This window comes from Halogeometricum rufum, assembly GCF_900112175.1.
In the GTDB taxonomy this organism is placed as follows: Archaea; Halobacteriota; Halobacteria; order Halobacteriales; family Haloferacaceae; genus Halogeometricum; species Halogeometricum rufum.
In genome coordinates this window covers 218,886-238,015 of record NZ_FOYT01000003.1, presented here as the reverse complement: position 1 = coordinate 238,015, position 19,130 = coordinate 218,886, and the positions used below count along the sequence as shown (strand labels likewise).

The following is a 19,130-nucleotide window of genomic DNA, read 5'->3' as shown; positions in this document are numbered from 1 at the left end:
CGACGATATTTCGATCGTGCCTTGTTAAAACATGCCACACTCGGAGGGTCGCCGGTGCCCCGACGGAGAGGCGACGTGCCCTGACAGTCACCGCGTCCGTACGTCGAACCCCGTGATGGTCGCCCGCCAGTACGGCGCGTCGCCGTCGGGGAGGTTCCACTCGACGGACGCCGTCGTCGGCACCGACATCCCCTCGCGGCGTTCGTAGTCGTCGAAGTGACCGGTCCACCGTTCGAAGTCGTCGTCCGCCTGCCGATAGCGTTCGTCCGCGGAGACTCGTTCGACGCGGCCGTCCTCGCGGAAGTGGAAGACGACCGACGCGGTGGTTCCCCGGTCCGTGAGCGTCGCCCGGGCCGACCGGTCGTCTCTGGCCTCCCACTCGACGCCCTCGCCGGGGAGGAGTGCGGTCGGGAACCAGACCGCCTCCGCGAGGTAGCGGAGCAGTTCCCCCTCGTCCATCTCCGGGGAGGGGTCGGCCGTCGCGACCGGAACCGTCGAGAGGGCCATCGCGCGCAGCGACCCGCGGCCGCGTTCGTACGCGTCGACCACGCGAACCGGGAGGAACGGTAGCATCCGGATGTCGGCGTCCCAGACGAACCCCGGCGGGTTCGTCGTGTAGTGCTGGGTGGCCGTCAGCGGCTTCCAGTCGCCCTCGTCGTCGCCGAGGCGGAACTCGCCGCGTTGCTCCAGTCGCGCCGAGCGAACGCGAGGCTGTCCGTCCCGCAGGACCGTCTCGAAGTAGCGCCGGACCGGTTCGGGGAGGTCAGCCACTTCGTCGCGGCCGTACGTCGGTTTCGAAGGCGGATCGGCGTCCGCGAGGAGGGTGCGGACGCGCCGCGCCGTCGCGCGTTTGAGGCGGACTCGACTCAGGGCGACGGCGGCGACGGCACCGAGGGCGGCGGCGGAGAGCCACCGAGCGGATTTCGAGGGCATACCGGCCGTTCGACCGCCACCGACCTGAGTGTTCGCCACGGGGTCGACGCGGGGCAACGTTGATGCGACCGTCTCACGAACGTGTGAACGAGCCATGATGTTCACACGAGAGGAGTCGCTCTCGCGACTCCGCGAGACGGTGGCGAACGGCGACCCGGTCATCGGGGCGGGCGCGGGGACGGGCATCTCCGCGAAGTTCGCCGAACGGGGCGGCGTCGACCTCCTCATCATCTACAACTCCGGCCGGTACCGGATGAACGGTCGCGGGTCGCTCGCCGGCCTGTTGCCGTACGGCGACGCGAACGAAATCGTCCTCGACATGGGGCGGGAGGTCCTGCCGGTCGTCGAGGACACGCCCGTCCTCGCGGGGGTGAACGGCACCGACCCGTTCCGGCGGATGGAGGTGTTCGTCGAGGACCTGAAGCGGCGAGGGTTCTCCGGCGTGCAGAACTTCCCGACGGTCGGCCTCATCGACGAGGACAGCGGCTTCCGGCAGAACCTCGAAGAGACCGGGATGGGGTACGACAAGGAGGTCGAGATGATTCGAGAGGCGTCCGAGCAGGGGATGCTGACCTGCCCGTACGTCTTCAGCGAGGAACAGGCCCGCGCGATGACCGAAGCGGGCGCCGACGTGGTCGTCTCGCACATGGGGCTGACGACGTCCGGTGACATCGGCGCGGAGACGGCACTCGACCTCGAAACCGCCGCCGAACGGGTGCAGGCGCACCACGACGCCGCGAAGTCGGTGAACGAGGACGTGATGGTCATCTGCCACGGCGGCCCCATCGCGTGGCCGGACGACGCCGAGTACGTCCTCAACGAGACAGAGGGGGTCGTCGGCTTCTTCGGCGCGTCCAGCCTCGAACGACTGCCGACGGAACAGGCCATCGAGAATCAGGCCAAGGAGTTCAAGTCGATTCAGTTCTGACGCCGCGTCGGCCGGCCCGCCGGGCCCTCACTCCGGGAGTTCGCCCGGTGGGATGACCTCACAGTCGGGTAGGTCGCGGAGTTCCTCCTCGGGCCCCGGCGGCGCGTACACCGCCAGCAGTATCAGCGGTTCCCACCCGGTGTTGACCGTGCCGTGCGGGACGCCCTCCGGAACGTGGAGCATGTCGCCCGCGGCGATGTCGCGCGTCTCCTCGCCTATCTCCTGTTCGCCTTCGCCACGAACGACGTACAGCATCTCGTCGCTCTCGGGGTGGGTGTGTCGCTCGTGTCCCTTTCCGGGGTTCAGTCGGACGACGCCGCAACTCATCCGCGATGACCCCGTCTCCGCCGGCGTCGACATCCACTTCAACACGCCCCACCCGAACCGCTGGCTCTCCACGTCCTCCGGCGAGACGAATCGCTTCTCGTCTGACATGAACCCCGATAGACGCCGGATAATAATATTCTTTCGTGCTATTTACCGCCGCTCGTGGCGGCGACGCGTCCGACGACCGACCGGGTCGCGGTCCGCGCTCGGACCCGCTCGGGCCGTCTCTCGCCAACGTTTATCACGATTCTCGGTGATAGTGAGTTGACATGGCCGTCGTCGTCATCGGAACGTTAGACACGAAGGGTGAAGAGATCAGATTCGCGCGAGACGTCGTCGAGTCGCAAGGACTGGACGTACACGTGGTGGACGTCGGCGTGATGGGGGAGCCGACGATAGAGCCCGACACGTCGGCCGAAGCCGTCGCGGAGGCGGCGGGGACGACGCTCGAACGCCTGCGCGCGGACGCCGACCGGGGCGCGGCGATGGAGGCGATGGGCGAGGGCGCGGCCGCCGTCGCGGAGCGACTCCACGAGGACGGGACGCTGAAGGGCGTCCTCGGTCTGGGCGGGTCTGGCAACACGTCCATCGCGACCACGGCGATGCGGGCGTTGCCCGTCGGCGTCCCCAAACTCATGGTCTCGACGATGGCGTCCGGCGACACGGAGCCGTACGTCGGGTCGCGGGACGTGACGATGATGTACTCCGTCGCCGACATCGAGGGGCTGAATCAGCTCTCGCGGACGGTCATCGCGAACGCCGCCCTCGCCGTGGCGGGCATGGTCGCCAACGACCCGGGCATCGACGTCGAAGAGAAGCCCACCATCGGCATCACGATGTTCGGCGTCACGACGCCGTGCGTGAAGACGGCGCGGAAGATGCTCGAGGACCGCGGGTACGAGACCATCGTCTTCCACGCGACGGGGACCGGCGGACGCGCGATGGAGGACTTGATTCGCGAGGGCGTCGTCGACGGCGTCCTCGACGTGACGACGACCGAGTGGGCCGACGAACTCGTGGGGGGCGTCCTCAACGCCGGCCCGGAGCGACTCGACGCCGCCGGCGAGGCGGGCATCCCGCAGGTGGTCTCGACGGGCGCGCTCGACATGGTGAACTTCGGGCCGCGCGACAGCGTCCCCGACGAGTTCGAGGGGCGACGGTTCCACGTCCACAACCCCCAGGTGACGCTGATGCGGACGACGCCGGAGGAGAACGCGGAACTCGGCCGCATCGTCGCCGAGAAACTCAACGCCGCGACCGGTCCGACCGCACTCGCCCTGCCCCTCGGCGGCGTTTCGATGCTCGACGTCGAGGGCGAGGACTTCCACGACCCGGACGCCGACGCCGCCCTGTTCGACGCGCTACGGGAACATCTCGACGACGACGTGGAACTGCTCGAACTCGACGTTCCCATCAACGACGACGCGTTCGCGGAGGCGATGGTAGAGCGACTCGACGCGTACATGCGGGCGGCCGGGCACGCGCCGGAGTAACGAGGCGGCCGATACCAGCGCGTTCACCGGCGAGACGGTCGACCGACCGGCGGGACGCGGCCACGGACCCTGCGGTCGGTCAGCCGAGCGTCTCCCACCGTCGGTACAGAGCGACACCGAACACGAGGACGACGGCGCCGACGCCCACCTGACGACCGACGGTTCCGAACTCGCCGTTCTGCAGGGCGACGACCGCTCGGACGGCCATCACGACCGTGACGGCCGAGACGAGCAACAGAACGGCGTGACGTGTCTTCATACACCCGCTAGTCGGTTCGCCAACAAAAGGTTGCAGTTAGCACACGGCGACCGACGTGGGCCGCCGCCGACTAGTAGGGGGGAGACTCCGCCTCGATGACGCCGGCGAGGTTGCCGAGTTCGGCGACGAGGAGTCTCACGAGGTCGTCGAGCGTCACGATGCCGACGACGTGCCCGTCGGCGTCGACGACGGGCATCCGTCGCACCTCGTCTCGACACATCGCGTTCGTGAGTTCGAGGATTCCCTCGTTGACGTTCATCGTCCGCGGGTCGGGCGTCATGACGTCGTTCGCGGTCATCGTCGCGGGGTCGGCGTCGCCCCGGAAGGTCGCGAGGGCGAGGTCGCGGTCGGTGACGATGCCGACCGGCGCGCCGTCCTCGGTGATGACCACGCTCCCGACGGTGCGCTCTGCCATCGTGTCGGCGAGTACCTCGACGCTCGTGTCCGGTCCCGCAGTCTCGACTCCCGGGGTCGCCACGTCTTCCAATGTCATGGCGAGTACGCGTACACGAGGAGAGCTGTTAACCTCCGTCGTCAGTTCTCAAAGCGTGAAAATATCACGCACAGTCCGTCCGGCCGTCATCCGGGGAGACGAGACAAGGTGACTGACTCCCGAACCGTCGGAGCCGTCAGGTTCGTTCGACGGGCGCGGGCGCGTCCGAGAGCAGGACGGTCGTTTCGGCTCGTTCGACCTCGGGCGGCACGTAGACGTCGGTTTCGAGCGTCTTCGTGGCGCCGGGGCTGACGACGCCCGCGGGACAGACGCGGCGTGCGACCGGGACGCCGTCGGCGTCGTACAGGTCGACGACCACCGAGACGTCGGCCGCCTCTCCCTCGTTGGAGACTGTCAGTTCGACCCGAACGAGTTCGTTCGTGGCGGCACCCACGTCCGTCTGGGTGCCGGTCACGTCGTAGAACGCGACGCGGTCCACGGTGACGTGGCCGTCCCTGTTACCGATGTACCGGAACAGTCGCCGGGAGATGTCCTCGTAGAGTCTGTCCCCCTCGGACCCTCGTTCGAAGAGCGCGCCGACGGCGTTGAGGTCGGCGCGCAGGTCGCTGGCGATGGTGCGGCGGTTCCGCGTGTTGGTCTTCAGACGCACGTAGTCGCTGACGAACGCGTCGAACGCCGCCGGAAGTTCGCCGTCGTACAGTTCGGCGTACGCCCTGAGTTCGGCGTCGAAGTTTATCAACGGGGGGAGCGGCGCGGACGCCTTCCCGACGGGAACCCACGGCGTCGCCGCCGGTTCGGCGTCCGGTTCGTCGGTCGTCGGAGCGACGGATCGCCCGAAGTAGCCGAGGCGGTCCAAGAGCGCCGCGAAGACGGCGCTGAGAGCGGTGACGAACAGCACTCCGACCGTGAGGAGGTTGGAGGCCGGGGCCGGCAGCGTGAACTGGAACAGCGCGATGAACACGGCGGTCACGATGGCCACGACGAGGAGGAACGACCCCAGGTTGGCGTCCTCACCGGTGACGAACTCGATGGCCTTCAGGAACGTCGGCTCCGCTTCCACGTCGGTGGAGGCGTCCGGTCGTTCGACCAGAGGCGTGCGATCGCTCATCGGGAGGGCGCTCCGGTGATGTCGTCTCGCCGCGCGTCGGCGGCCCGTCGGAGGACCTGAACGAGATGTGAGACCCAGAGACCGGCGGTGAAGCCGAACAGCGTTCCCACGGCGGTCGCTCGGAGCGACGCTTCGAGCGGTGCGAACGCGGCGGCGATACACAGCGTCCCGAAGAGGAGCATGAGACCGTACTGGACGCGTGTGTCCCGGTTCGCCCGCCGCAACTCGGCTAACATAATTATTTGTTGTACGAGACGTAACATGATAAGCATAGTACCCAACGGCGGAGGAGAGAGGGAGTCTGGAGGGAGACGGTCGGAACGACCTACCGGGTAGCGGAACGACCGAGAACCGAGTGCCTGAAGGCGAATGTCGGGGCACCATCCACCACGTAGTGAGCGATTCGTGAGCGAAGAGAGCAGATGTGTAACGCGACGTTCAGATTGTGATTACGTAGAGAGTTCGGGAGAGTCGGACGCCGTACGCTCTCTTGGAACGATTGTCCGATGCGGCCGCCTAGTCGTATCTGTGACGTGTTCGCGTCCACGGATGTGTCACGTGATTCCGATACGTCAACGAGACCCGAGGGCGCGTGTTCGGTAGTACCGGATTCCTCCGGGAAAGCGGTCCACGTCGCCGACGCCCGTCGACTTACCGGCGCGTCCGCATCCGGGAACGGACCGGACGGTCAGACTTATCGGCGTGTGTGCGATACGCACGACCAGTCATGTCACCCATCGTCAGCAGACGAGGTGTGCGTTTCCGTCGCGGGAGACTCACCGGAGGATCCGCGTGAGCGAAGCCGTCACGAGTCGCGCCGGCGGAGCACCGTCGAACGGAGTCGAGACTCTCTCGCCCCGCACAGATGTCTGACCGCACGCAGATACCAATTCGGACCGGACCAGACGCGGACCGACGCGCCGACTACGACTACGTCTCCGACGACGTCGAACGGCCGGACCTCCTCGACGCGCTCCGAGGCCGAGTCGACGGCGACGTCCGGTTCGACACCTACACGCGGCAGTTGTACGCGACCGACGCGAGCGCCTACGAGAGTACCCCAATCGGTGTCGTCTACCCCGATTCGACCGACGACGTGGCCGCCGTCGTCTCGCACTGCGCCGAAAACGAGATTCCGGTCCTGCCGAGGGGTGGGGGGACGAGTCTCGCCGGGCAGGCCGTCAACGAAGCCGTCGTCCTCGACTTCACCCGGCACATGGACGACGTGGTGGAACTCGCCCCGGAGGACAGAGTCGCCCGCGTTCAGTCGGGCGTCGTCCTCGCGGACCTGAACGACGCGCTCGCCCCGCACGAACTGAAGTTCGCGCCCGACCCGGCCGCGGGTAACCGGAGCGCCGTCGGCGGCGCCATCGGAAACAACTCCACGGGCGCACACTCGCTCGTCTACGGCAAGACCGACGCCTACGTCGAGTCCTGCGAAGTCGTCCTCGCCGACGGCACCGTCACCACGCTGGGCGAGACGGCCGTCGCCGACCTGCGGGCGGAGGCCGACCCGACCGGGACCCTCCTCGAACGGGTGTACGCCGAAGTCGTCCGCATCCTCGACGAGGAAGCCGAAGCGGTCAACGCGCGTTTCCCGGACCTGAAGCGCAACGTCTCGGGCTACAATCTCGACGTGCTGGTCGCGGAGGCGGAGACGGGCACCGTCAACCTCGCGCGACTCCTCGCCGGGAGCGAGGGCACGCTGGCAGTCGTCACCGAAGCGGAGGTGTCGCTCGAACCCGTCCCCGAGACGAAGGCGGTGTCGCTACTGTTCTACGAGAGCGTCCTCGACGCGGTGACCGACGTGCAGTACGTCCTCGAACACGACCCGGCCGCCGTCGAACTCGTCGACGACGTCCTCCTCGGGTTGGCGCGGAACACGGCCGAGTTCGAGGACGTGGCCGCACTCGTCCCCGGGGACGCGCGGGCCGCGTTGCTGGTCGAGTTCTACGCCGACGACGACGAGGCGGGACGGGCGCAGACGGCCGACCTGTTGGCCGACAGGGTGCGGGACGCCGACAGCGACGCGACGGAGGCGGGGACGGCGGCCGAGGGGGCCGCGTCCGGGCCGACGCTCGCGTTCGAGGGGTTGGAGGCCCACGACGAGTCCGACCGGACGCAGTTCTGGACGCTCCGGAAGGCCGGGCTCCCAATCCTCCTCTCGCGCACCTCCGACGAGAAGCACATCAGCTTCATGGAGGACTGCGCCGTCCCGCCGGAGCACCTGCCGGAGTTCGTCGAGCGGTTCCAGTCGCTCCTCGCGGCGAAAGACCGGGACGTCGACGCCGCGTTCTACGCCCACGCGGGTCCGGGCGTGCTGCACGTCCGCCCCCTCGTCAACACGAAGGCGGCGGAGGACCGCGCGGACATGGTCGAAATCGCCGACGAAGTGACGGACATGGTCGTCGAGTTCGGCGGGAGCGTCTCCGGCGAACACGGCGACGGCCGCGCGCGCACGCAGTGGAACCACAAGCTGTACGGCGACCGGTTGTGGGAGGCGTTCCGCGACCTGAAGACCGCGTTCGACCCGGACTGGCTCCTCAACCCCGGGAACGTCTGCGGCCTGGAGGAGGGAGCGTCCGCGACGGGGACGAGCGCGGTCGAACGCCACGGCATGACCGAACACCTCCGATACGACGACGAGTACGACTTCGACGCGGGGTTCGAGCCGTCGCTGAACTGGGACAACGAGAACGGGATGCAGGGGATGGTCGAACTCTGCCACGGATGCGGTGGCTGCCGCAGCGGACAGGACACCACCGGGGGCGTGATGTGCCCCACCTATCGCGCCGCCGACGAGGAGATTACCGCGACGCGCGGCCGGGCGAACCTGCTCCGACAGGCGATGAGCGGCGACTTGCCCGACGACCCGACGGACGACGAGTTCGCCGAGGAGGTACTCGACCTCTGTATCGGCTGCAAGGGCTGTGCCCGCGACTGCCCGAGCGAGGTGGACATGGCGAAACTCAAGACCGAAGTCATGCACGCGCGGCACCGAGAGCACGGGTCGAGCCTCCGTGACAAACTGTTCGCGAACGTCGATACGCTCTCGAAAGTCGGGAGCGCGCTCGCTCCCCTCTCGAACGTCGCACAGTCGCTCCCGGGGGCGCGGACGCTCACAGAGCGGTTCGTCGGTATCGCACGCGAGCGCTCGCTGCCGGAGTTCCGGCGCGAGACGGTCAGAGACTGGTTCGAGAGCCGGGGCGGCGCGCGCGTCTCGGAGGACGACGCGACACGAAAGGCGGTGTTCTTCGCGGACACGTACACGAACTTCAGCCACCCCGAGGTCGGGAAAGCCGCCGTGCGCGTCCTCGAAGCCGCGGGCGTCCACGTGGACGTGGCGACGCGGACGAACAGCGGTCGGCCCCCGCTGTCGAAGGGATTCGTCGGGAAGGCGCGGGAGGCGATGGAGAAGAACGTCGCCGAACTCGCGCCGCGCGTCGCCGAGGGCTGGGACGTCGTCCTGGCGGAACCCTCCGACGCAGTGATGTTCCAGTCGGACGCGCTGGACCTGCTGTCCGGCGAGGACGTCGAAGCCGTCGCCGCGAACGCGTACGGCGCCTGCGAGTACCTCGACGCGTTCCGCCTCGACGCGAACGTGGAGTGGACGGACCCGGACGTGTCGCTGACCTACCACGGCCACTGCCACCAGAAGGCGACGAAGCGGGACCACCACGCCGTCGGCGTCCTCCGCCGGGCGGGGTACGACGTCGACCCGCTGGATTCGGGCTGCTGCGGGATGGCCGGGAGCTTCGGCTACGAGGCCGAACACTACTCGCTGTCGAAGGCCGTCGGCGACATCCTGTTCGACCAAGTGGAGGAGAGCGCCGCGGACGTCGTCACCGCCCCGGGCGCGTCCTGCCGGACGCAACTCGGCGACGGTCGAATCGACCCGGTGCCGGCGACGAGCGCCATCGCGGGAACGGCGCTGGACCGCGACGAACCGCCGACGCCCGTCGAGTTGCTCGCGCACGCGCTGTCGCAGTAACCCCCGCACCAGCGCTTCGAGGACCGTCGCGTGTTCGGGCCGGCGGTCGTCACCGGTCGGTCGTCGTCCGCTCTCGAACCGGTACCCCGATTCGACGATATTTCGACATCCTCCCACTACCGAGTCGTTCGGTCTCGATTACGCTCGGTCGAGAAGCTGACGAGTAATCGGGTTGCTGGAGCTGATTTCCGGTTCGATGCACCACCGAGTGGTACGCAGATACTCCGTCGTACCTTGTCAAATCAACCCGCGTTGCGGGTTATTTTATCATTTCGATATATTTTCTACCCGTTTTCCGAGAACTAATAATTACTCGGTTATAATCCGCGTTCGTGCAATACAGTCGGAGCGGTTGGGCGTCACCGGGCGGAGAATCGAGACCCATCGTCGGCTTCACGAGCGGTATCGGCGCTCAGATAGCCGGCAACCGCGGCGAGGAGCAGCGTCACCGGTAGGCCGACGACCAGAAGTCCGATGCCGAGGCTTCCGTCCACGAGGAAGTAGACGGTCAGACCGAGAGCGGTGACGGTGACGAAGTCCAAGACGGCCGTGATACCGGCCCAGAGCGTCCGAACCGCCGAGTTGGACACCGACCCGCGCCTCACCTGGTCGCGGTAACGCAACCCGGCGTACGTCGCGAACGCCGCGGTCAGTCCGGCGGACAGTCCGACTGGAAGACCGACTATCAGCGAGAAGGCGGCCCAGGGTTCGAGGGCCGCGGTGATGCCGACGGCGACGACGGCGAAGCCGAGACTCCCGACGACGAGAGCGATTGCGATTCGGGCGAAGGTGTTCATGCCGAGAACTACGTCGGCCGAGCGTATCTATCCGCCCCCCGAGAACCACGAATCGAGAACGACCGTGCCGTCGGACCGGGAGTCTCGCGACCGGTTCGAACCCTCACTCACCGCCCATCGCGGTCACGTCGAACGGCGGTTCCGCGTCGTCGGGAAGCGGCGTCTCGTAGGCGTCCGAGCCGATTTCGGCCTCGAACTCCTCGCGCGCGGCCGCCAGTCGTTCCTCGTCGGCCAACAGGTCGTACGTCGCGCCCGCGAGCACTTTGGCCGCGAAGGCGACGCCCTTCAGTCCGAAGTCGCCGTTCGCCGCGACCACCTGCCACGAGTGGCCGGGGACGCCGACGGGCCACGTCGCACCGCGGAACTGGCCGGTCGGCGTTATCCAACTGACGTCGCCGACTTCGGTCGACCCGTGCGTCTGCTGGTCGTGGTCGAACGGTTCGACCGGGTCGGCGTACAGGGGTTCGTCTCGAACCCGGTCGGCGAGTTCGTCCGGGAGGTCCGAGAGGCGCGACTCGATTCGCTCGTCTGCCACCGTCGCCTGCAACTCGGCGGCGAACGCGCGGTCGGCGTCGTCGTAGTCGATGGGACCGACCGCCCGCACGTTCTCCCAGACGACGTTCGAGACGACGTCGTTGGCGCGGTAGTCGTAGCACCCGGTGAGGAACCGTTCCGAGACGGTCGTCTGCGTCATCTTCGCGGCCGCCTCGGCGATGTCGCGGAGCCAGTCGGTGTTGCGTTCGACCTCCTCGCGGGTCGGCGCGCGGACGTAGTACCACACCGTCGCCTCGGCGGGGACGACGTTGGGTGCCTGCCCGCCGTTCGTGATGACGTAGTGCATCCGGGCGTCGTCGGAGATGTGTTCGCGCATGTACTCCACCCCGGCGTTCGCCAATTCGACGGCGTCGAGGGCGCTCCGACCGGAGTCGGGCGACCCACCGGCGTGCGCCGACACGCCCTCGAACGTGAACGTCAGCGAGTCGAGCGCGTTCGAGGAGCCCATCCGCGGCGTGTTGAGGTCGCCGGGGTGCCACGTCAACGCCGCGTCCAGGTCGTCGAACGCGCCCGCGCGGGCCATGTACGTCTTTCCGACCAACGTCTCCTCGGCCGGACAGCCGTAGAAGGCGACGGTTCCGTCCACCTCGCCCGCGTCGATGGCCCCCTTCACCGCTAGGGCGGCGCCGACCCCCGCCGTCCCGAACAGGTTGTGGCCACAGCCGTGTCCCGGCCCGCCCGGTTCGACCGGGTCCCGGTCGGCCGAGACTCGCTGGGAGAGTCCGGGGAGCGCGTCGTACTCGCCCAAGATGCCGACCGTCGGGTCGCCGTCGCCGTAGGTGGCGACGAACGCCGTCGGCATCCCGCCGACGCCGCTCTCCACCTCGAACCCCTCCGCTTCGAGGGCGTCCCGCAGGACCGCCGCGGACTGCTCCTCGTGGAGGCCGAGTTCCGGCGTCTCCCACAACTCCCGCGCGATGCGCGTCAACCGGTCCTCCGCCTCGTCCACCCGGGCGAACACGTCCGATTTTGCCATGACTGACGCTCGAACCGGGCCGTATTCAACCTGTGTCCCGCACGACTGCGCCGCGCGACCCGGTAGTCTTTGTGTTCACTACTGATGTTCACCAGGTACATTCACTATGTGTATTTACTCTAAGAAGTCGGGTCGTGATCGGAGGCCACGAGCGTACTCCACCGTCGATACGCCACTCCAGAGGAACGAGAGGCCCGCTACACGTGGAAATTCTCTATTATTCTACGTCACTGTGCCCAAAAATAATTAGTTTTAATGGACGGCATACACACTCGTTGTGTATGGATAGGCACACCGCGGAACCGACAGCGGAGGGTCTGCCGGGTCCGAACGCGGCCAAGTGGATCGACTTCCACTCCGAGCACGCGGCCCCGAGCGAGTACTCTCACGAGTTCGTCTGGGACGTGACCGCCGAGGCGGACGGCCCGTTCGTGACGGACGTCGACGGCAACGTCCTGCTGGACTTCACCTGCCACATCGGCGCGGCACCCCTCGGCTACAACAACGAGAAAGTGCTCGACAAACTCCGCGAGTTCGACCTCGTGGAACCGATGAAGATAGCCGGGCAGGACATGTACTTCGGCGCGGGCGAAGACCCCGAGTCGTCGCCGTTCCCCGGGTCCAGCCACCTGATGAAGCGGTTGTGCGAGGTGTCCGAGGGGTACGATATGGACACCGTCTTCCTCTCGAACTCCGGCGCTGAGGCGATGGAGAACGCGATGAAGGTAACACACGACAACGCGCCGGCGGCGAAGTACGGCGTCGCCTTCGAGGGGAGTTTCCACGGGCGGACGCTGGGGACGCTGTCGGTCACCAAGTCCAGCGAGGTGTACACGCGCCACTACCCCCAGATTTCGGGCATCGAGACGGTCCCCTTCTGCACGGACCGGGGGTGTACCGCCGCCACCTGCGACTGCGGGTTCGTGACGGGCGAGGGCACGCAGTTGCGCCGCATGCTCAGTCCGGAGGGCGGCCACGTCAACCCCGCAGAGGTGGCGTTCGTCGTGATGGAGCCGATTCAGGGCGTCGGCGGCTACCGCTTCCCGAGCGACGACTTCATGCAGGAGGTGCAGGACGTGACCGACGAGTACGACATTCCCCTCGTCGTCGACGAGATTCAGTCGGGCGTCGGTCGGACCGGCGAGATGTGGGCGTCGGACCACTACCCCATCGAACCCGACGTCATCGCCAGCGCGAAAGGGCTCCGCGTCGGCGCGACCATCGCGAACGGTGAACTGTTCCCCGCGGAGTCGAACCGGCTCGGGTCGACGTTCGGCGGCGGGGACGTCCTCTCGTCGATGCAGGGCGTCTTCACCCTCGACGCCATCGAGGAGTACGACCTGCTGGAGAACGCGACGGAACGCGGTCGGCAGGCCAAGGAACTGCTCCGCGACGACGCCCCCGAGTACGTGGCGGACGTGCGCGGAAAGGGCCTCATGCTCGCCGTCGAGTTCGACACCGCAGACCGGCGCAACGCCGTCGTCGAGGCGTCGCTCCAGCGCGGACTCCTCACGCTGGGCTGCGGCGAGAAGACGATTCGTCTGCTCCCACCGCTCGACGCCACCGAACGAGAGATTGCGCTCGGTATCGACATCTTCACCGACGCCGTCGACAGCGTGGCGACCCGAACTCCCTCCGCACCGTCCTCGTAGCGCCGTTCGTCCGCCCGAATCCGACGTTCGGCCGCCGCCGCGGCCGACTCGTTTCGTTCGCTACTCGGCGTCGCGACGAGCGACGGCTACCGCGTCCACGTCCGCTCGAACACCGGGTCGCCGTCGTGGGTCACCTCGGTGCGAACGCGGCAGAACGACCGTGAGATGTAGTTACTCGCGCGCACCTCGAACGCCCCGTACCCGTTCTCGACCGTCAGTCGGAGTTCGTTCCGTGCGGACGCGGAGCCCGGGTCGTCCTCGTCCACGGACGCCTCGAAGGTGGCGTCGCGCGAGAGCGTCCCGTGCGGGAGGTCCACGGTCAGTTCGTTCGCCTTCTCGACCCGCGCCTCGCCGGAGACGTGCTCCCGGGCGGTCACCCACGAGGACGCGCCCGAAGCGCGTTCGGGCGACGCCGGGAGACTGTCGTCCGGCGGCGCCATCCGAACGGCGTCGTCGAACGCGACGCGCTCCAACCGTCGCCCCGGGAACGCGACGGTGGCGGGGTCGTCCGGGCGCGACCGGAGCGTGAACGACCCCGACTCGGGCGTCGGGAGCAGTTCCGGGAACATCGACGACCCAACGGCGACCCGGACGCGGTGGCCCGCCTCGAAGACGTGCGACTTCGGCGCGAGGGGGACCGACAGGTCGTACTCCTCGCCGGGCGTCAGCGGTTTCGACTCGTCAATCCCGTCGCGGTACTGCCCGCGGACGGCCCCCCGCGTGACGAGCGTCCCGCTCCCGTCGGGAGCGACGTCGACGACGCGGACGACCACCGTCGGGTCGGCGACGGCGGACTCCAGGGGAAGCGACGCGGCTCCCGTCCCGGTCAGTTCGACCGCCGTCTCCAGCGGTTGCGAGTCGAACGTCAGACTGCGAGCGTCGTCGTCGTTGGTGGCCGACGGCGCGACGGTGGCGCCGTACGGGTCGGTCGAGGAGAGACCGACCGTCGGGTCGAATTCGTACGTCTCCTCGAACCCCTCGCCGTCGTACTCGGCGGGCGAGACGAGGCCCCCCGGACTCAGGGCGAACGCGACGGTGTCCGCATCCTCCGTCGACAGCGTGGGCCAACGGTCCAGCCCGCGCCACCGACCCGCCGTCGTCCCGCCGCCGTCGAGTTCGGTCCACACGCGGAACTCGGGGTGGTCGAGGACGCCGTGGTCCTCGTCTCGCAGGAACTCGTCGAACCACCGGCGTACCTGCCGGCGGAAGTCGACGGCCGACTCGCGGCCCCGGTGGGGCATCCGGTGTCGCCACGGGCCGAAGAGCACGCGCGTGGGCGCGTCGATTCGGTCGACGTAGCGCAGGGTGTCCTCGGTGTAGGGGTCGCGCCAACCGTCGACGGCGAGGACCGGGACGTCGATTCGCTCGACGGGGATGACCTTGTCGTCCCAGTACGCCTCGTGTGGTTCCGCGTCCAGGAACTGGAACAGCCACGGCTCCCGGTCGCCCAGTCGGTCGAGGCGCTCTCGCCACGCGTCCATCGTCGCCGGGTCTGCGTCCGGGTTCGACGGCGGCTTGGCGTCCAGCGCCTGCATCAGCGTGAGCCAGTCCATCCCGATGGTGAGGAACTCGAACAGACCGCCGTACGTGTAGGCGTTCCGCACCCCCTCGAACGGGGTGTGGATGGGGACGATGGCTTCCAGCCCCTCCGGTCGCTGCGCGGCGGCGTCGAGGGCGGTGATGCCGCCGTAGGACTTCCCGAACATCCCGACGCGGCCCGTCGTCCACGGTCTGTCGGCGAGCCACGTCACGATTTCGGCGGGTTCGGTCCCCTCGCGGCGCGTGAACGGGTCCTCGATGAACCCCGTCGACCCGCCCGTTCCCACCATGTCGGCGACGACGACTTCGTAGCCGGCGGCGGCGAGGTAGCGGTTGAGCGGGTCGTACGCGCCGTACGTGATACCGTCCTGGTGGTGGTACGGCACGTACATCAACAGCGCCGGCGAGGGTCCGTCGCCGGCCGGTTCGTACCGCGTCGCGGCGACGGACTCGCCGGCGACCGGAATCCGGACGTCTTCGTGTCGGACGACATCGTTCGACCCGAGCATTGCCAGCAGTTGACAGCCCTCGGTCTTGTAGGTTCCCCCGTGCGCTCAGCCGACCTGGACGGCGGCCGCACCGACGACGATGGCGAAGACGGCCGCGAGCAGCGCCGGCGACCGCGGCCACTCGCCCGCCAGCGCGTACGACGCGGCGACGACCACGAGCGGGTACGTGCTGACCACCGGGAGGACGGTGACGACCGAGCCGAGGTCAAGGGCGAGGAACATCGCGTACCAGGCGGTTCCGACGAACACGCCGGCGGCGACGAACGACGCAAGCGCCTCCGTGCTCGTCGTGCCGGCGTACCGCCGCACCCGACCGGAACCGAGTGCGAGCGGGAGTATCGTCGCCACCGCGGCCAGTTGCGCGACGGTGGTGCCGACGAGCGTGCTGACGGGGCCGGCCAGTCCGACCTTCACGACGACGAACGAGAGGGCGATGACCACCGCGGCCCCGACGGGGACCGAGAGGTCGCGGGGAGACGTGTCGAGGAGTTCCTGCCGGACTGCGTCAAGTTCCTCGACGGCGCTCGACTCCTCCGCGGACGGGCGTCGAAACTGGATGGTCGCGACGCCGAGCACCACCAGTCCGACGCCGACGGCTTTTGCCGCCGTGACTCGTTCACCGAGGACGGGCACCGCGACGAACGTCGCCACCGCGGGACTACTGGCCGTGAGGGCGGCGGCGACGGACGGGCCGACCCGGTCGATACCCTCGAAGTAGAGCAGTCGCGAGACGCCCGGGTCGAGGACGCCGGCGACGAGGAACGGCAGGAGAAACGCGAGCGCGGGAACGGTCGGGACGCCCCGGCGAACGAACAAGATGGCCGCGAGGAGCGTGCAACTCGTCACGAGCGTCACCGTCGCCGCCGCCAGCGGCGTGCTGTCGTCGTCCCGCGACAGGCCGTGTCTGACGAACAGCGTCTGGAACCCGAAGCCGACCGACGAGAGCAGGGCGAGTGCGACCGACATCCGTCAGGCGAGCGTGTGCGACGCCACGGCGACGCCGTCCAGTTCGGCCAACGACCCCAGCACCTCGCGGAGGTGGTCCGCGCCGTTCCCCTCGATGCCGACGGCGACGGGCGTCCGATTCGGCGGGTCGCCCGCCGTCCGGTCGACCCGTTCGACGGCGTCGAGTCCGGCGCCGGCGTCGGCCACCGCATCGCCGACCCGTCCGAGCGCCGTCGGCCAGTCGGCGACGTGCAGGCGCGCCTCGACGTAGCGGTCGAGTTCCAGCAGGCCGGTTCGGGTGAGTTCGGCGTGTTCGGTCAGGTCGACGTTGCCGCCGGAGACGACGCAGGCGACGCGTTCGCCGGTCACGTCGACGGCGTCCGAGAGCAGGGCGGCGACGGGTGCGGCCCCCGCCGTCTCGACCACCGTCTTCGCCCGTTCGGCGAGCAACGTCACCGCGACGGCCATCTCGCGGTCGGTGACGGACACCACGTCGTCCACGCGTTCGCGGACGACGGCGAACGTCTGTTCCAGCATTCGGGTGTCGGCGATGCCCTCGGCGACGGTGTCCACGCCGGGGAGTTCGTGTATCTCGTCGCGTTCGAGCGACGGTTTGGCGTGCGCCGCCCCCTCGGGTTGGACGCCGACGACGCGCACGTCGGGGTCGTGTGCCTTCAGGACCGTTGCGATGCCCGAGACGAGGCCGCCGCCACCGATGGAGACGAGGACGGTGTCGACGCCGGGGAACTGGTCGCGAATCTCTGCGCCGACGGTGCCCTGGCCGGCGATGACGCCCGGGTCGTCGAAGGGATGGACGAACTCGTACCCCTCCTCGTCGGCGAGTTCGAGGGCGTACTCGTAGGAGCGCTCGTAGATGTCGCCCTCCACGAGTACGTCCGCGCCGTAGCCCCGCGTGGCCGCTATCTTCGCCGCGGGCGTCACCTCGGGGACGACGATTGTCGTGTCGATACCGAGCAGGTCACCCGCGAGTGCGACGCCCTGCGCGTGGTTGCCCGCGCTGGAGGCGACGACGCCCCGCGCCTTCACCTCGTCGGAGAGCGTCGCCATCGTGTTGTACGCGCCGCGAATCTTGAACGACCCCGTCCGCTGCATGTTCTCCAGTTTGAGTCCGACCGCCGCCGCGCCCGACAACTCGGCGAACGTCGAGGACGTGTCGAGAGGCGTCTCGTTGGCCACCTCGGCGATTCGGTCGCGGGCCGCCCGCACGTCGGCGGCGGTGACGACGGCGTCGGCGTCGGGGACGGCGTCTCGGGCCGAGGAGTCGCCGGTCACGTCGTCTCACCCGCCGACAGCACCGCGTTCGTCAGCACCTCGACGCCGATGGGGAGGCTCCGCTCGTCCACGTCGAACGTCGATGTGTGGTGGCTCGTCGGGTGGTCAGTCCCGACGACGAGGTACGTCGCCAGTCCGCCCGCCTCCTGCGCGCGTCCCATGAGGAACGTCGCGTCCTCGCTCGCGCCGAAGTCCGCGTGCGTCCTGACCGTCTCGACGCCGTCCACCCCGCCGGCGACGTCGGCGACGACGCGCGCCAGTTCGGGGTCGCTGTCGACGCGGGGCGACTCGCTGACCACGTCCACGTGCGCGTCGCAGCCGTGCATCTCCGCGGCCGATTCGAGCGTCGTCGAGAGCTTTCCCTTCACGTACTCCATCAGTTCCGTCGTCTCGCCGCGCGCCTCGCCGTGGATGGTCGCCTCCTCGGCGACGACGTTGCTCGCCGTGCCCGACTCCGCGACGCCGACGTTCACTCTGGTCATCCCGTCGGCGTGCCGCGGGATGGCGTAGGCGTTCTGGATGGCCGTTCCGAGCGCCTGCATCGCGTTGTCCCCCTCGTTCGGGGCCTTCCCGGCGTGCGCGGACGTCCCCTCGAACGTCGCGTCCACGTGGCACATCGCGAGGATGCGTTCGATGCCGGCGACGACTTCGCCCGTCGGGTGGTCGAGGCCGACGTGGGCCGCGAACAGGTAGTCCAGTCCCGTGGCGTACTCGCTCTCTGCCATCGGGTGCCCCCCGCCGGACACCTCCTCTGCGGGCTGGAAGAAGACGGTGAGCCGTCCGGAGAAGTCGCTCCGCTTCACCGCGTCGAGGACGGCGAGGCCCCACGTCATGTGGGCGTCGTGGCCGCAGGCGTGCATCGTCTCGTCCACCTCCGAGCGGAATCCCTCGCGGGCCGGGACGTGGTCGTCGGCCGCGGACTCCTCGACGTAGAGGGCGTCGATGTCCACGCGGACCCCGACGTGCGGTCCCTCCCCCCGGTCGAGGACGGCGACGAGTCCGGTGTTGCCGCCGGCCATCGCCTCGACCAGGTCCCCGTCCGCGCCGCGTTCGACGGCGCGGTCCATCCACGGCCGCACGTCCTCGGGGTCCGGCGCGGCCATCCGATCCGCCGGGTCGTACGCCTCGGGACCGACCGCGAGTTCGTCCACACCGATGGACTCGACTTCCTCGACGAGTTTCGCCGTGGTGTAGAACTCCCGCCACCCGGGTTCGGGGTAGCGGTGGAACGCTCGTCGTAACTGACGGAGGTCTAGCGTGGTCGTCGCTGGCATACGACGGTGTAACACACTCCTCCCACTTAATGGTACACAAATTCCGTACACAGCGGATACACAAAAGACTAAGTTCGAGAGTGACAATCGGTCGCTA

Annotated in this window: 16 protein-coding genes; 4 read left to right on the top strand and 12 right to left on the bottom strand. The window is 68.5% G+C overall.

The features are described from left to right. Positions 1 to 87: 87 nt before the first annotated feature. Positions 88 to 933 (bottom strand): DUF6544 family protein, encoded by an 846-nt coding sequence (locus BM310_RS16225; protein ID WP_089809668.1) that lies wholly within the window; start codon positions 931 to 933, stop codon positions 88 to 90. Positions 934 to 1,027: 94 nt separating this feature from the next. Between BM310_RS16225 and BM310_RS16220 the strand changes: the two genes are divergently transcribed. Then, positions 1,028 to 1,861, top strand: a complete 834-nt coding sequence (locus BM310_RS16220) for a phosphoenolpyruvate hydrolase family protein (protein WP_089809666.1) — start codon at positions 1,028 to 1,030, stop codon at positions 1,859 to 1,861. A 27-nt stretch (positions 1,862 to 1,888) separates the two neighbouring features. Here the strand turns inward: BM310_RS16220 and BM310_RS16215 are convergent, their stop codons facing one another. Beyond that, a complete protein-coding gene (locus BM310_RS16215) occupies positions 1,889 to 2,296 on the bottom strand; it encodes a cupin domain-containing protein (protein ID WP_089809665.1) in 408 nt (135 codons plus the stop codon). A 161-nt stretch (positions 2,297 to 2,457) separates the two neighbouring features. On the opposite strand from BM310_RS16215, the gene BM310_RS16210 reads away from it, so the two are divergent. After that, on the top strand, positions 2,458 to 3,681 hold the full coding sequence (locus tag BM310_RS16210; protein ID WP_089809663.1) for a Tm-1-like ATP-binding domain-containing protein: 1,224 nt from the start codon (positions 2,458 to 2,460) through the stop codon (positions 3,679 to 3,681). Positions 3,682 to 3,760: 79 nt separating this feature from the next. Here the strand turns inward: BM310_RS16210 and BM310_RS16205 are convergent, their stop codons facing one another. The 4 genes from BM310_RS16205 to BM310_RS16190 form a co-directional block, all read right to left on the bottom strand. Next, on the bottom strand, positions 3,761 to 3,940 hold the full coding sequence (locus BM310_RS16205; protein ID WP_089809661.1) for a hypothetical protein: 180 nt from the start codon (positions 3,938 to 3,940) through the stop codon (positions 3,761 to 3,763). Positions 3,941 to 4,010: 70 nt separating this feature from the next. After that, positions 4,011 to 4,433 (bottom strand): CBS domain-containing protein, encoded by a 423-nt coding sequence (locus BM310_RS16200; RefSeq protein ID WP_089809659.1) that lies wholly within the window; start codon positions 4,431 to 4,433, stop codon positions 4,011 to 4,013. A gap of 136 nt (positions 4,434 to 4,569) precedes the next feature. Further along, positions 4,570 to 5,502, bottom strand: coding sequence for a hypothetical protein (locus tag BM310_RS21650; protein WP_218156463.1), 933 nt, complete (start codon positions 5,500 to 5,502; stop codon positions 4,570 to 4,572). Beyond that, positions 5,499 to 5,738 carry a hypothetical protein gene (locus BM310_RS16190; protein ID WP_089809656.1) on the bottom strand — a complete coding sequence of 80 codons (240 nt, stop codon included), beginning with the start codon at positions 5,736 to 5,738 and terminating at the stop codon, positions 5,499 to 5,501. Before BM310_RS16190 ends, BM310_RS21650 begins: the two co-directional genes overlap by 4 nt. Positions 5,739 to 6,367: 629 nt before the next feature. Between BM310_RS16190 and BM310_RS16185 the strand changes: the two genes are divergently transcribed. Further along, the gene (locus BM310_RS16185) at positions 6,368 to 9,493 is read left to right on the top strand and encodes an FAD-binding and (Fe-S)-binding domain-containing protein (protein WP_089809654.1); all 3,126 of its coding nucleotides are present in this window, start codon (positions 6,368 to 6,370) and stop codon (positions 9,491 to 9,493) included. Between the two features lie 359 nt (positions 9,494 to 9,852). On the opposite strand, the gene BM310_RS16180 is transcribed toward BM310_RS16185, so the two are convergent. Then, positions 9,853 to 10,290: a hypothetical protein gene (locus BM310_RS16180; RefSeq protein ID WP_089809652.1), complete on the bottom strand. Its 438-nt coding sequence runs from the start codon at positions 10,288 to 10,290 to the stop codon at positions 9,853 to 9,855. A 103-nt stretch (positions 10,291 to 10,393) separates the two neighbouring features. Then, positions 10,394 to 11,821: an amidohydrolase gene (locus BM310_RS16175; protein WP_089809650.1), complete on the bottom strand. Its 1,428-nt coding sequence runs from the start codon at positions 11,819 to 11,821 to the stop codon at positions 10,394 to 10,396. Positions 11,822 to 12,102: 281 nt separating this feature from the next. Between BM310_RS16175 and BM310_RS16170 the strand changes: the two genes are divergently transcribed. Beyond that, on the top strand, positions 12,103 to 13,473 hold the full coding sequence (locus BM310_RS16170) for an aminotransferase class III-fold pyridoxal phosphate-dependent enzyme (protein WP_089809649.1): 1,371 nt from the start codon (positions 12,103 to 12,105) through the stop codon (positions 13,471 to 13,473). A gap of 86 nt (positions 13,474 to 13,559) precedes the next feature. Here the strand turns inward: BM310_RS16170 and BM310_RS16165 are convergent, their stop codons facing one another. The 4 genes from BM310_RS16165 to BM310_RS16150 are packed head-to-tail and all read right to left on the bottom strand — an operon-like array spanning position 13,560 to position 19,033. After that, entirely contained in the window at positions 13,560 to 15,521 is a 1,962-nt protein-coding gene (locus tag BM310_RS16165) for a CocE/NonD family hydrolase (protein WP_089809647.1), read from the bottom strand. Positions 15,522 to 15,566: 45 nt separating this feature from the next. Beyond that, complete coding sequence (locus tag BM310_RS16160; protein WP_089809645.1) at positions 15,567 to 16,487, bottom strand: DMT family transporter; 921 nt, start codon at positions 16,485 to 16,487, stop codon at positions 15,567 to 15,569. Positions 16,488 to 16,490: 3 nt separating this feature from the next. Beyond that, the gene (gene ilvA / locus BM310_RS16155; RefSeq protein ID WP_089809643.1) at positions 16,491 to 17,759 is read right to left on the bottom strand and encodes a threonine ammonia-lyase; all 1,269 of its coding nucleotides are present in this window, start codon (positions 17,757 to 17,759) and stop codon (positions 16,491 to 16,493) included. Next, positions 17,756 to 19,033: an amidohydrolase gene (locus BM310_RS16150; protein WP_089809641.1), complete on the bottom strand. Its 1,278-nt coding sequence runs from the start codon at positions 19,031 to 19,033 to the stop codon at positions 17,756 to 17,758. The genes ilvA and BM310_RS16150 overlap by 4 nt, the downstream gene beginning before the upstream one ends. Between the last annotated feature and the right edge of the window lie 97 nt (positions 19,034 to 19,130).